This window comes from Nakamurella flava (assembly GCF_005298075.1).
Taxonomy (GTDB): domain Bacteria; phylum Actinomycetota; class Actinomycetes; order Mycobacteriales; family Nakamurellaceae; genus Nakamurella; species Nakamurella flava.
This window is the reverse complement of sequence record NZ_SZZH01000001.1, coordinates 1,962,927-1,975,313: the sequence shown is the minus strand read 5'-3', so window position 1 is coordinate 1,975,313 and position 12,387 is coordinate 1,962,927. Positions and strand designations below refer to the sequence as shown.

The 12,387-nt window shown below is 72.4% G+C and carries 12 protein-coding genes and 1 pseudogene; 9 read left to right on the top strand and 4 right to left on the bottom strand.

Translation table 11 applies throughout. The annotated features are described in order from the left end of the window. Positions 1-412 precede the first annotated feature (412 nt). Positions 413-1,189, top strand: a complete 777-nt coding sequence (locus FDO65_RS08895) for a Bax inhibitor-1/YccA family protein (protein ID WP_137449674.1) — start codon at positions 413-415, stop codon at positions 1,187-1,189. 61 nt (positions 1,190-1,250) lie between these two features. Then, positions 1,251-1,553 (top strand): hypothetical protein, encoded by a 303-nt coding sequence (locus FDO65_RS08890; protein ID WP_137448958.1) that lies wholly within the window; start codon positions 1,251-1,253, stop codon positions 1,551-1,553. Between the two features lie 9 nt (positions 1,554-1,562). Here the strand turns inward: FDO65_RS08890 and FDO65_RS08885 are convergent, their stop codons facing one another. Next, positions 1,563-2,525, bottom strand: coding sequence for an SGNH/GDSL hydrolase family protein (locus FDO65_RS08885; protein ID WP_166442096.1), 963 nt, complete (start codon positions 2,523-2,525; stop codon positions 1,563-1,565). Positions 2,526-2,777: 252 nt separating this feature from the next. On the opposite strand from FDO65_RS08885, the gene FDO65_RS08880 reads away from it, so the two are divergent. The 3 genes from FDO65_RS08880 to FDO65_RS08870 are packed head-to-tail and all read left to right on the top strand — an operon-like array spanning position 2,778 to position 6,277. After that, a complete protein-coding gene (locus tag FDO65_RS08880; RefSeq protein ID WP_137448956.1) occupies positions 2,778-4,151 on the top strand; it encodes a cystathionine beta-synthase in 1,374 nt (457 codons plus the stop codon). 50 nt (positions 4,152-4,201) lie between these two features. Further along, entirely contained in the window at positions 4,202-5,053 is an 852-nt protein-coding gene (locus tag FDO65_RS08875; protein ID WP_137448955.1) for an SDR family oxidoreductase, read from the top strand. Positions 5,054-5,086: 33 nt separating this feature from the next. Next, positions 5,087-6,277: a cystathionine gamma-synthase gene (locus FDO65_RS08870; protein WP_137448954.1), complete on the top strand. Its 1,191-nt coding sequence runs from the start codon at positions 5,087-5,089 to the stop codon at positions 6,275-6,277. A 50-nt stretch (positions 6,278-6,327) separates the two neighbouring features. Here the strand turns inward: FDO65_RS08870 and FDO65_RS08865 are convergent, their stop codons facing one another. Further along, entirely contained in the window at positions 6,328-7,320 is a 993-nt protein-coding gene (locus FDO65_RS08865; RefSeq protein ID WP_137448953.1) for an alcohol dehydrogenase catalytic domain-containing protein, read from the bottom strand. 86 nt (positions 7,321-7,406) lie between these two features. Further along, a complete protein-coding gene (gene greA / locus FDO65_RS08860; protein ID WP_137448952.1) occupies positions 7,407-7,895 on the bottom strand; it encodes a transcription elongation factor GreA in 489 nt (162 codons plus the stop codon). Between the two features lie 692 nt (positions 7,896-8,587). Between greA and mca the strand changes: the two genes are divergently transcribed. From mca to FDO65_RS08845, 3 genes and pseudogenes are all read left to right on the top strand, one after another. Then, on the top strand, positions 8,588-9,478 hold the full coding sequence (gene mca / locus FDO65_RS08855; protein WP_137449672.1) for a mycothiol conjugate amidase Mca: 891 nt from the start codon (positions 8,588-8,590) through the stop codon (positions 9,476-9,478). After that, positions 9,475-9,813: a hypothetical protein gene (locus FDO65_RS22490; protein WP_205849862.1), complete on the top strand. Its 339-nt coding sequence runs from the start codon at positions 9,475-9,477 to the stop codon at positions 9,811-9,813. Before mca ends, FDO65_RS22490 begins: the two co-directional genes overlap by 4 nt. A 395-nt stretch (positions 9,814-10,208) precedes the next feature. Beyond that, positions 10,209-10,760 (top strand): annotated as a pseudogene (locus FDO65_RS08845) (hypothetical protein); the annotation flags it as partial. Positions 10,761-10,763: 3 nt separating this feature from the next. Here the strand turns inward: FDO65_RS08845 and trhA are convergent. Further along, complete coding sequence (gene trhA, locus FDO65_RS08840; RefSeq protein ID WP_240757502.1) at positions 10,764-11,441, bottom strand: PAQR family membrane homeostasis protein TrhA; 678 nt, start codon at positions 11,439-11,441, stop codon at positions 10,764-10,766. A gap of 170 nt (positions 11,442-11,611) precedes the next feature. Here trhA and FDO65_RS08835 point away from each other — a divergent pair, with 170 nt between their 5' ends. Then, positions 11,612-12,379 (top strand): isoprenyl transferase, encoded by a 768-nt coding sequence (locus FDO65_RS08835; RefSeq protein WP_137448951.1) that lies wholly within the window; start codon positions 11,612-11,614, stop codon positions 12,377-12,379. Positions 12,380-12,387 lie beyond the last annotated feature (8 nt).

Here is a 12,387-nt window from a genome sequence, read left to right as displayed (position 1 = left end):
CGGAACCTCCCGGCCCCGGGTCCGGGCACCGCCGGGCCAGGCTCAGTATCGAAACGGTCGTCGGCGGTGCTCCGCTGGTCTCGGCGGGTGACGGAATCGGCCGGGCGGCTCGAATGGACGAATTCCGGCTCGGGTCGTTCGTCCGGGGCACCGCGCTCCATGCTCGGGTCCGACGGGACCCGGACACCGGCCTTCGGGTCCCTGTCCCACCCGGGGTGACCAGGCGTGCCCGACCCGACCCGTCGGAGTGCACCTGATCGCCCGGTCGATCCCGGGAACCGCGGTGGCCGCCCGTGCGTTGGATGATGTGGACACCGCTGATCGGCGGATCCGTCGGGCGCACGCCCGGTGGATGCGCCTGGTCACGGAGTCCGGTCCCCACCACAGTTCGGCCACCCCCGCGGAGGGTCTCGTGCAGAAGAGCAACAACCCCGCCTTCAAGAACATGGAGAAGGTGATCGGGGCGCAGCAGACATCGGCGCCCAGTTCCGACTACCTGAACCAGATGTACAACCAGCCGTCGTACACCGCGCCGGCCCGGGAGCGTTTCCTCACGGTCGACGACGTCGTGATGAAGACCGGCACCCTGCTGGTCCTCGCCGTCGTCGCCGGTTTCGCCACCGCCTGGTTCGAGCTGTACGCGCTGGCCCTGCCGGCGATGATCGTCGGTCTCGTCCTGTCGCTGATCGTCATCTTCAAGAAGACGATCAGCCCGCCGCTGGTCATCGGTTACGCGATCGCCGAGGGCATCTTCCTGGGCGCGATCACCGGGGTGTTCAACCAGTGGTACCCGGGCATCGCGGCGCAGGCCATCGTCGGCACCCTGGGTGTCTTCGGCGGCATGCTCGTCGTCTACAAGACCGGCGCCATCCGGGTCACCCCCCGGCTGACCAAGATGATCATCGGCGGCATCGTCGGTGTCGCCGTGCTCATGCTGTTCAACCTGGTGATGAGCCTGTTCGGCGTCGACACCGGCCTGCGCAGCGGCGGCGCGCTGGCGATCGGCTTCTCCATCCTGTGCATCGCGCTGGCCGCGTTCAGCTTCCTGCTGGACTTCGACGCCATCGACCAGGCGATCAAGGAAGGCGCCCCGGCCAAGACCTCCTGGTACTTCGCCTTCGGGCTCATGGTCACCCTGGTGTGGCTATACCTGGAGATCCTCCGGTTGCTGAGCTACCTGCGGGATTGACCGATCGTCCCGACACCGGCACTGTCCTCGGACTGACGCCGGTGTCGGCGATGATCTGCTCATGACCTCCGCCACCGGGCCAGGCCTGCCGGCCGACGACCTCCTTCGTCGGCTGCGGGCCTGGCCTGCGGCGTCCTGGGGGCACGGCGAGCGCGTCGCCCGCACCCGCGCGGCGCTCCGAGAGCTCGCCGACCTCGCCGGCCAGGCCCGAGGCCGCCCTGCCCCGCCCGTGCCCGAGCTGGCCGTCACCGCGCTGGCCGACCAGCTGGCCGTGCTGCTCGCCGACGCGGTCCGGGCCGGAGCCCCCCCGGCCGAGATCGGGCGGGTGCGGACCGACTTGAGCCACGACCTCGGTCTGGGCTGACTCCGGCCCTCAGGCCACCTGGGGCGTGGAGGGTCCCGCCCCGCCATCGACATCCGACGACGACCGGGGCCGCCAGTGGTCCAGCAGCGCCGGCACCATCACGTCCATCGCCCGCCGGTAGCCCGGACCGGACGGATGGAAATGGTCCGCGGCGAACAACTCCGGGCGCCCCGCGAACTGCGGACTGACCAACCGCCCCAGCGGCACGGCCCGGCCCCCGGCCGCGGTGACCGACCGCTCCTGCGCCGCGGCCAACTGGTGCGACCAGGTGCTCAGCATCCGGCGCAGCGGCTGCGGGATGGCCTCGATGACCCCGAAGTCCGGGCAGGTGCCCACCACGACCGGAACCCCCTGGGCCACCAGCGCGGCCACCGTCGCGCCCAGTTGGGCGGCCGACCGCCACGGTGGGATCCGTTCGCGGATGTCGTTGGCGCCGATGAGGATGACCACCGCGTCCGGCGCCACGGCGGTCGCCGCGCCCAGTTGGCGGGTGAGGTCGGCGGTCGTGGCGCCGGTGAGGCCCAGGCTGGACAGTCGGACCGGTCGCCGCACGTGCGCGGCGACCGCCCGGGCGAGGACGACCCCGGGCAGTTCCGCGACGGAGGTCGTCCCGTAGCCCACCGACGTGGAATCGCCCAGCACCACCAGTGACAGGGGGCGCAGGGCGTCGACCCCGTCCGGGGTCGGGTCGTCCTCGCGGAGGCCGTCGGGCCGCCACACGCCGTCGCCCTGCGGCAGCCGGACGTGGATCAGATGGTCGGCCGTGCGCTGCTGCGCGCGGTCGGCGCCGGGCACCGCCGGCGGCACCAGCGAACCGTCGGCCAGCGCCGCCTGCAGGGCCGCCGTATCGATGACCCGGGTGGCCGACCGGGCCTGCGCGGTCAGCGCGAGTGCGGAGCCCCCCACCAGGACGCCGAACCCGGCCAGCGCCCCCAACCCGGCCCTTAGACCGGAACGATCAGCGGTCCCCATGTGCACCTCCGTGCCCCGTCGGTTCCCCGGGATCCCACCGCAGCCGAACAGCTGTGACGATCGGCCGGTTCGAGCGGGTCCGAACGTCATGATGTTCCGGCCAACTCCACCCCGCCAACAGGAATTCCCGGGTCGGGTGACCGGTGTCGCACGATCCGGTGGCCGGGTCGGCGCAGCCGATCGGCCGCACCCACCGCCCGCGCTGGTATAGACAGAGGTTGTCACCGGCCCCACCGCGTCAGGAGTTCCGTCGTGCGTTACGCCCAATCCGTGGTCGACCTCATCGGGCACACCCCGTTGGTCAAGCTGGGGCCGTTGGCCGCCGACGTCGCACCACTGGTGCTCGCGAAGGTCGAGTACGTCAACCCGGGCGGGTCCGTGAAGGACCGCATCGCCACCCGGATGATCACCGCCGCCGAGGAGTCGGGGGCGCTGCGACCCGGCGGCACCATCGTCGAGCCGACCAGCGGCAACACCGGGGTCGGGCTGGCCCTGGTCGCCCAGCAACGCGGGTACCGCTGCGTGTTCGTCTGCCCGGACAAGGTCTCCGAGGACAAGCGCAACGTGCTGCGCGCCTATGGCGCCGAGGTCGTCGTCTGTCCGACCGCGGTCGCCCCGGAGGATCCGCAGTCGTACTACTCGGTCTCCGACCGGCTGGTCCGCGAGATCCCGGGCGCATGGAAGCCGGACCAGTACTCCAACCCCAACAACCCCCGCAGCCACTACGAGACCACCGGCCCGGAGATCTGGGCCGACACCGAGGGCCGCATCACCCACTTCGTCACCGGCGTGGGCACCGGCGGCACCATCTCCGGGACCGGCCGATACCTCAAGGAGGTGTCGAACGGCCGGGTGCAGGTGATCGGCGCCGACCCGGAAGGGTCGGTCTACTCCGGTGGCACCGGCCGGCCGTACCTGGTCGAGGGGGTCGGCGAGGACTTCTGGCCGAGCGCCTACGACCAGTCGGTGGCCGACGAGATCATCGCCGTGTCCGACGCCGAGTCGTTCGCGACGACCCGGCGGCTGGCCCGGGAGGAGGGGCTGCTGGTCGGCGGATCCTGCGGGATGGCCGTCGCGGCCGCGCTCCAGCTCGCCGGCCGACTCACCGCCGACGACGTCGTCGTCGTCCTGCTCCCGGACGGTGGCCGCGGCTACCTGTCCAAGATTTTCTCCGACGACTGGATGTCGTCCTACGGGTTCCTGTCCAGCGACGGGGAGGCCACCGTCGGCGACATCGTCCGCAGCAAGACCGGCAAGCTGCCCTCCCTCGTGCACACCCACCCGACCGAGACCGTGCGGGACGCCGTCGAGATCCTGCACGAGTACGGCGTCTCGCAGATGCCGGTCGTGTCGGCCGAGCCGCCCGTGATGGCCGGTGAGGTCGTCGGGTCGGTGTCCGAGAAGGACCTGCTGGATGCCTTCTTCGCCGGGACCGCCCAGCTGTCCGACGCCGTCCGCCACCACATGGCGCCGCCGTTCGAACTGGTCGGGGCGGGGGAGAAGATCACCGCCGCCCGATCCGCCCTGCACGGGCGGGACGCGGTCATGGTGATCGACGACGGCAAGCCGGTCGGGGTGCTGACCCGGGCCGACCTGCTGGCGTTCCTGGCCGGCCGTCGCGCCTGACGCACCGGGCGGCGGTGTTTGGCCCGGGGCAGTCGCGGAACTGTCCGGGCATGAGCACCGACACCCCGCAACCACCCCAGCAGCAGACCCCGCCCGGCCGGCAGTCGGCCATGACCCCCGTGCCCGACTGCGGGGAGGACTCCTACGTCGGCACCGGGCGGCTGGCCGGCAAGGTCGCGCTCATCACCGGCGGTGACAGTGGCATCGGTCGGGCCGTGGCGATCGCCTACGCCCGCGAGGGCGCGGACGTCGCCATCTCCTACCTCGACGAGCACGACGACGCCGAGGCCGTCGCCGAACAGGTCCGCGCGGCCGGCCGGCGGGTGCTGCTGTTCCCCGGCGACATCTCGGTCGCGGCCCACTGCCGGGACATCGTCGAGCGCACCGTCGCCGAGTTCGACCGGGTGGACGTCCTCGTCAGCAACGCCGCCTACCAGATGTCCCACGAGACGCTGGAGGAGATCTCCGACGACGAGTGGGCGTTCACGCTGAACACGAACGTCTCGGCGATGTTCTACCTCGTCAAGGCGGTGCTGCCGCACATGCCGTCCGGTGGGGCGATCATCGGCAGCTCGTCGGTGAACTCCGACATGCCCTCCCCGACGCTGGCGCCCTACGCGCTGACGAAGGCGGCCGTCGCCAACTTCTGTGCGAGCCTCGCGCAGCTGCTCGGCGAGCGCGGGATCCGGGTCAACAGCGTCGCCCCCGGGCCCGTGTGGACCCCACTCATCCCGTCCACCATGCCGGAGGAGAAGGTGGCGAATTTCGGCGCCGACACCCCGCTCGGCCGGGCCGGGCAGCCGGCCGAACTCGCCCCCGCCTACGTGCTGCTGGCCTCCGACGACGGGTCGTACATCTCCGGCGCCCGACTCGCCGTCACCGGCGGCCGGCCGGTGCTCTGAACCCCCACCCCCGGCCGTTCTAGGGTGGCGGACATGACTGACGTGCCCGCCGCCCTGCCCGCCGCCGCGCCGAACACCGGCGCGGCGGTCGGTGGGTTCTCCACCCGTGCCATCCACGCCGGACAGGCCCCCGAGCCGGTCACCGGTGCCGTGGTCGTCCCCATCTTCCAGACCTCGACGTTCGCCCAGGACGTCGTCGGCGAACCGCGCGCGGGCTACGACTACAGCCGGGCCGGCAACCCCACCCGGACCGCTCTGGAGCAGGCGCTGGCCAGCCTGGAGGGCGGCCGGGCCGGCTTCGCCTACGCCTCGGGGATGGCCGCCACCGACACGTTGCTGCGGGCCGTGCTGCGACCCGGCGACCACCTCGTCCTGCCGGCCGACGCCTACGGCGGCACCTTCCGGTTGATCAGCCGGGTGCTGGCCAACTGGGGCATCACCTACACCGCCGTCGCGCTGGCCGACCTCGACGCCGTCCGGGCCGCGCTGCAGCCCAACACCCGCATCGTGTGGTGCGAGACGCCGACCAACCCGCTGCTGAACGTGGCCGACATCGCCGCCCTGGCCGACATCGCCCACGGGGCCGGAGCCCGGCTCGTCGTCGACAACACCTTCGCCTCCCCGTACCTGCAGCAGCCGCTGGCCCTCGGCGCCGACGTGGTCCTGCACTCGACCACCAAGTACGTCGGCGGGCACTCCGACGTCGTCGGTGGTGCGCTGATCGTCGACGACGCCGATCTGGCCGAGGAGCTCGCGTTCCACACCAAATCGATCGGCGGGGTGGCCGGCCCGTTCGACGCCTGGATCACGCTGCGCGGGGTCAAGACGCTGGCCGTCCGGATGGACCGGCACTGCGACAACGCCGAGGCGGTCGCCGAGATGCTGGCCGAGCACCCGCGGGTCGGCACCGTCCACTACCCCGGGCTGCAGACGCACCCGCACCACCAGGTTGCGGCCGGGCAGATGCTGCGGTTCGGCGGGATGGTCTCCTTCACCGTCCGGGACGGGCGGGACGCCGCGCTCAAGGTCTGCCAGCGGACCGCCGTCTTCACCCTCGGCGAGTCGCTCGGCGGCGTCGAGTCGCTCATCGAACACCCGGGCCTCATGACGCACGCCAGCGTCGCCGGGTCCGCCCACGAGGTCCCCGACGACTTGGTCCGGCTCTCCGTGGGCATCGAGGACGTGGACGACCTGCTGGACGACCTGCGCCAGGCCCTGGACTGACCGACCCGACTCGGCGCAGACGGCCGCCACCCCGCGGGGGTGGCGGCCGGTCAGGGCACCAGCACGATGCGGGTCGCGGCGCCGTCCGGGCGATGGGGGAGCCCGCCGTTCTGCACCACCTCGTGGGCCTCACGGGCGCGGGCGAACGGCCACACCACGCCGACCGGGGCGCCGATCCGGCCCGTCGGCCACTGCTCACCGATCCAGTCCGCCGCCGCGGCCAGCTCGGGCACGGTCAGCTCGGACAGTACGAAGCCGACGAGCTGCAATTCGCGGGTGTAGAAGCGCCACAGATCCAGCTCCACCGTGGTCCGGGTGGCGATCACCAGGATCCGGCCCCGGGGGTTGAGCAGCCCGGCCACGGCGCCCAGGTCGACCCGCCCGGTGGTGTCGACCAGCACGTCGACGCCGTCCGGCGCCGCCGCGACGGCCGCCGCTACCGCGCCCTGGGCGTCGGCCACCACCGCGACACCGCCGCAGCTCTCGACCGAACCGGCCGCGGCCGCGGCCCGCACCACCCCGATCGCGTGCGCTCCGACAGTCCCGGCCGCCTGCACCATCGCCGCGCCCACCGCGCCGTTGGCGCCGACCACCGCGACGGTCTCCCCGGCCGCCAGCCGCGCCCGGCCCAGCAGTCCGGCCTGCGCGGTCGCCGCCGGGTGCACCGTCGCCACGAACGTCACCGGGTCGGCCCCGGCCGGCAGTCGGTACAGGCGGTCCAGCGCGACGCAGGTCAGTTCGGCCGTCGCACCGGGCCGTCCCCCGAACCCGGCCGTGTTCGTCCAGACCAGGTCACCGGGCCGCAGCTCCGACGACGTGTCGGGCCCGAGCGAGACCACCCGTCCGACCAGGTCACGGCCCAGCACCAGCGGAAACCGCACCGGGTTGACCCACCGGCCCGACCGCAGCAGCAGATCCACCCCGTCGACGGCGACGGCCAGCACCTGCACCAGCGCTTCCCCGGGACCCGCCACCGGGTCGGGCAGCTCGCCGTAGCGGATGAGATCGGTCGGACCCAGCTCGTCCACGAACGCGGCATGCATGCCGCCATCCTGGGGGCCCGGCCCGGAAAACGCAGCACCCCCGTCGCTCCGCGGAGCGACGGGGGTGGCGGGTGCGGCAGCTGACCTCAGCCGGTGAAGGGCTTGGCCTCCAGGACGGCGACCTTCTGGATCTTGCCGTTGGGCAGCGCGTACTCGCGGGATTCCCCACGGGAGGAGCCGATGATGGCCTGGCCCAGCGGCGACTGCGGGGAGTAGACGGGCAGGTTGCCGTGCGCGCCCTCCTCGCGGGAACCGAGCAGGAAGGTCTCCTGGTCGTCGTCGTCCCCGTCGTAGGCGACGGTGACGACCATGCCCTGCTCGACGACACCGTCGTCGGCGGGGGCGACGCCCACCTGCGCGTTACGCAGCAGTTCCTGGATCTGCCGGATGCGCGATTCCTGCTTGGCCTGCTCGTCCCGGGCGGCGTGATAGCCACCGTTCTCCTTGAGGTCGCCCTCCTCGCGCCGGGCGTTGATCTCCGCGGCGATGACGGGACGGTGGGCGACCAGCTGGTCGAGCTCGCCCTGGAGTCGGTCGTGCGCCTCCTGGGTCAGCCAGGTCACGGTTCCGGTCATGGCAACTCCTCACTGCGGTGCGCTCGGGGACCGGGGTGGTCCCGCGATGGCGGCCGGGTGCCGGTCGTGCGGGCCCGGGGACGCCGGACGCGGTGACCGCGCCGGCTCCGAGGCCCGGTCCGACGTGGTCCGGCCACGATTCGGGCGGCTCCCCGGTGGACCGGGAAGCGGGGCATAGGGGTGCCCGGGCGCGGGAAATCCCCGGCGGACGGGCGGCACTGATGACAAAAAACGATGAACGGCCCCCATCGGGACCGTTCATTTGTCGAATCCTACCATTTTGCCCAGGTGAACGAGCGCTGACGACGCACGCCGTCGCTCTCGGTGCCCGTCCAGTGCCCGTCCAGTGCCCGTCCAGTGCCTGTCCGGTGCCCCGACGTGTCCATGCCGGGGTGGTGGCCGTGGAGTGGCCCGCCGCCGGTCGCGGTGCCCCCGGTGGCCCGGGCAGTTCGGAACCGGACGGAGCGAAGTGGACAATGGCGGACGACCCCGTACGTGTCCATCGCGGACCAGCAGCTCCGCGATGAGCAGTCACCCGGACCCCGGGAAGGAACCACCGCGCCGTGAGCGAGCATTCCACTCTCAGTGTCAGCCCCACCGACGCTCCGACCGCCGAGCAGGCCGCTGCCTCGCCGCAGTCCGAGGCGGCGGCCCGCCGGGCCCGGCACGCCGAGCGCGCAGCGCTGCGCCTGATGGCCGTCCACGCCCACCCCGACGACGAATCGAGCAAGGGTGCGGCCACGCTGGCCAAGTACACCGCCGCCGGCATCGGCGCGGTGGTGGTGTCCTGCACCGGGGGCGAGCGCGGTGACGTGCTCAACCCCAAATTGGCCGAGGCGCTCAAGGACGACCCGAACCTGGATCTGCCGGCCCTGCGACTCGTCGAGATGGCCAATGCCGCCGAGATCCTCGGCATCGCGCACGAATGGCTCGGGTTCGAGGACTCCGGCTACCACGAGGGCGATCCGGACAGCTGGCAGCTGCCGCCCGGCTCGTTCGCCGACCTCGACCCGCAGCCCGAGATCGAGGCGCTCGTCCGGCTGGTGCGCCGGTACCGACCGCACGTCATGACCACGTACGACGAGAACGGCGGGTACCCGCACCCCGACCACATCCGTTGCCACGTGGTCGCGGTCGGGGCGTTCGAGGCGGCCGGTGACCCGGACGCGTTCCCGGACGCGGGGTCGGTCTGGCAGCCCCTGAAGCTCTACTACAACGCGGGGTTCTCCCGGGAGCGGATCATGGCCGTCAACGAGGCCGTCCGGTCGCGCACCGGTGAGGGCCCGTACGACGAGTGGATCAAGCACTTCACCGAGCACCAGCGACCCGACCCGGGCCTGCGGGTCACCACCCGGGTGCCGGTCGCCGACTTCTTCCACGCCCGTGACGCCGCCCTGCTGGCCCACGCCACCCAGATCGACCCCGATTCGCGGTGGTTCGCCGTCCCGCGGGACATCGAGGCGCAGGTGTGGGGGACCGACGACTACGAACTGGCCCGGTCGCTCGTCGACGCGACGCTGCCCGAGGACGACCTGTTCGCCGGGGTCACCCCGGACCCGTCCGCGGCGGAGGAAGCCCGATGACCGCGCTGACCGGGACCGCCCAGCGGGCCGTCACCTGGCTGGCCACCCAGCCCGGGGACTACGACCCGAGTTCGGGACGAGGCCCGGACTGGGGCAAGGCGGCGCCGATCGGGCTGCTCATCATCCTGCTGCTCGGCGTGGCGTTGTTCTTCCTCATCAAGTCGATGAACAAGAACCTCCGGCGGGTGCCGGCGTCGTTCGACACTCCCGAGTCCGCGACCGCCGGGTCCGAGCCGGGCACTGCGCGGGGGACCGACGGACCGGATTCCCCGACCGCGACGTCCGCCACCCTGACGGGCCCGGCCGGACCGGAGGACCCGCCGACGACCCGGTGACCACCGGTCCGCCCGGACCGCACCGCCCGCACATCCACCACCCCGCGCCTGCTCCTCGGCGCGGGGTGGTGGCGTTTCCGGCGTCGGTCACCCGGAGCCCCTTGTGCAAGGTGTGTAACGGTGTAATCATTGCAAGTGTTGCAACGAGCAACGCCATCTGCGAGATGCCGGGAGGCATCCACGAACACCGGAGGACACCCATGAAGGGCAATCCACACCACATCGCGTCCGGACCCGACGAGACCGGACGACCCCACCGGCGCGGCCGCCGTTCCGGCCCCCAGGACCAGCAGGACGAACGCCGCGGACCCCGCCGGCACGGCGACGGCCCGGAAGGCGGGCGCGGCTTCGGACCGGGCCGCGGCTTCGGACCCGGTCGCGGCTTCGGACCCCGCGGACGAGGCCCGGGCGGCCGGGGCCGCGGCGAGGGGCCGGACGCGTCCGACGCCGCCGCCTGGCTGTCCGGACGCCTGCCTGACGGCTGGTTCGTCGGCGCCCCCGCCGTCACCGTCGACCGCGACGAGATCCTGGTGGTCGGCGAACTGCCGGCCCTGACGGACGACTTCGCCGACGAGGCGGCCCGGGCCGCCGCCGAGGCCGGTCGCATCGCCCGCTTCCGGGAGGATTCCCGGGCCGAACGCGTCGAGATCGCCCGCCAGGGCCAGCACCGCTACGAGCGCGAGATCTCCTGGGGCGCCCGCCTGGGCGGCACCGAGGAACTGTTCACCACGGTCTCGGCCCCGGTGATGACGCGGCTGCGGCAGCCCGAGCGCGTCATCCTGGACACGCTCGTCGACTCCGGCGTCGCTCGCTCCCGGTCCGACGCGTTGGCCTGGGCGGTGCGGCTGGTCGGCGAGCACGCCGACACCTGGCTGGCCGATCTGCGCAGCGCGATGGAGCAGGTCAACCGGCTCCGCGAGCAGGGCCCGACCCGCGCTGGTGAGTAGCCGTCAGCGGAACAGCAGCAGCCAGATGGCGACCCACTGGCACAGAGCGGCCGCGGTGACGCAGGCATGGAAGTACTCGTGGTACCCGAACACCTGCGGCCAGGTGTTCGGGCGGCGGATCCCGTAGATCACGGCGCCGATCGTGTACAGCAGGCCACCGGCGGCGATGAGCGTGACCACGGCCGCGCCGCCGTTGGCCAGCAGGTCGGGCATGACGAAGATCGCGACCCAGCCCAGGGCCAGATAGAACGGCACGCCGAGCCAGCGCGGCGAATGCGGCCAGAACATCTTGAGCGCGACCCCGCCGGCCGCCCCCAGCCAGACCGCCACCAGCACGACCGTGCTGGTCGGCGGCTCCAGGGCCAGCGCCGCGATGGGCGTGTACGACCCGGCGATGAATACGAAGATCATCGAGTGGTCGGCCCGCTTCATCCAGGTGCGGGCCCGGGGGGACACCCAGGTGTGCCGGTGGTAGGTCGCGCTGATGCTGAACAGACCGATCAGGGTGAGGCAGTAGACGGTGCACGCGACCGCCGGACCGGGGCCGGCGAACACGGCGGCCATCGGGATCATCGCGAGGCTGCCGACGACGGCGACGGCCGCCGAGTAGAAGTGGATCCAGCCCCGGGCGCGCGGGCGCAGCAGGGCGGGCGGCTCCGTCGCGGGGACCGTCGTGTTCACGTGCTCAGCTCCTGGCTCGGTCGGACGGCCCGCGCGGGCCCGTCCGGGGTGGTGCTTCCGGTATATACCGCCGGCCGGTCGGACGGTGCACCGGCGCCGTCCGCGCCGGGGAGTCGTCCGAGTGCGTCGACGTGCCGTCGGTGGCCGTCCGGCGTCGTAGGGTGACGCCCGTGCGTCTTCCCGACCTGGTCTACCGGCTCTACGAGAACCGGTTGGCCACCAGTCTGGCCGGTGCGCCGATCCCGCACCACGTCGGTGTGATGTTGGACGGCAATCGCCGGTGGGCCCGCAAAGCCGGGTTCACCAACCCCACGGAGGGCCACCGGGCCGGGGCCGCCCACATCGCGGATCTGCTGGAGTGGTGCTCCGAGGCCGGGATCGGCATGGTCACTCTCTGGCTGCTGTCCACCGACAACCTGCGCCGGGCGGACGAGGAACTGCTGCCCCTGCTGGACATCATCACCGATGTCGTCGACGACCTGGCCGCCCCCGACCAGCCGTGGAAGCTCGTCGTCATCGGGGCCCGCGAGTTGCTGCCCGAGGCGATGACGACCCGGCTGGCCGCCGCCGAACTGCGGACCGCGAGCCGCGAGGGCCTGCAGGTCAACATCGCGGTCGGGTACGGCGGTCGCCACGAGATCGTCGACGCGGTGAAGTCGATGCTGCGGGTCGGCGCCGAGGAGGGGCGGGGCATCCAGGAGCTCATCGACTCGCTGGACGTGGAGACCATCGGGGAACACCTCTACACCTCCGGACTGCCAGACCCGGATCTGGTCATCCGCACATCGGGGGAGCAGCGGTTGTCCGGGTTCCTGCTCTGGCAAAGTGCCCACTCCGAGTACTGGTTCTGCGAGGCGTTCTGGCCGGATTTCCGCCGGGTCGACTTCCTGCGGGCGTTGCGCGACTACGCGAACCGGCACCGGCGCTACGGCGAATGATCCGGGCG

What these genes read in the sequence shown, in the direction of transcription:
- FDO65_RS08890 (WP_137448958.1), top strand. Translation starts at nt 1,251, where the DNA reads ATGACCTCCGCCACCGGGCCAGGCCTGCCGGCCGACGACCTCCTTCGT.
- FDO65_RS08885 (WP_166442096.1), bottom strand. Translation starts at nt 2,525, where the DNA reads ATGGGGACCGCTGATCGTTCCGGTCTAAGGGCCGGGTTGGGGGCGCTG.
- FDO65_RS08875 (WP_137448955.1), top strand. Translation starts at nt 4,202, where the DNA reads ATGAGCACCGACACCCCGCAACCACCCCAGCAGCAGACCCCGCCCGGC.
- FDO65_RS08870 (WP_137448954.1), top strand. Translation starts at nt 5,087, where the DNA reads ATGACTGACGTGCCCGCCGCCCTGCCCGCCGCCGCGCCGAACACCGGC.
- FDO65_RS08865 (WP_137448953.1), bottom strand. Translation starts at nt 7,320, where the DNA reads ATGCATGCCGCGTTCGTGGACGAGCTGGGTCCGACCGATCTCATCCGC.
- greA (WP_137448952.1), bottom strand. Translation starts at nt 7,895, where the DNA reads ATGACCGGAACCGTGACCTGGCTGACCCAGGAGGCGCACGACCGACTC.
- mca (WP_137449672.1), top strand. Translation starts at nt 8,588, where the DNA reads ATGGCCGTCCACGCCCACCCCGACGACGAATCGAGCAAGGGTGCGGCC.
- FDO65_RS22490 (WP_205849862.1), top strand. Translation starts at nt 9,475, where the DNA reads ATGACCGCGCTGACCGGGACCGCCCAGCGGGCCGTCACCTGGCTGGCC.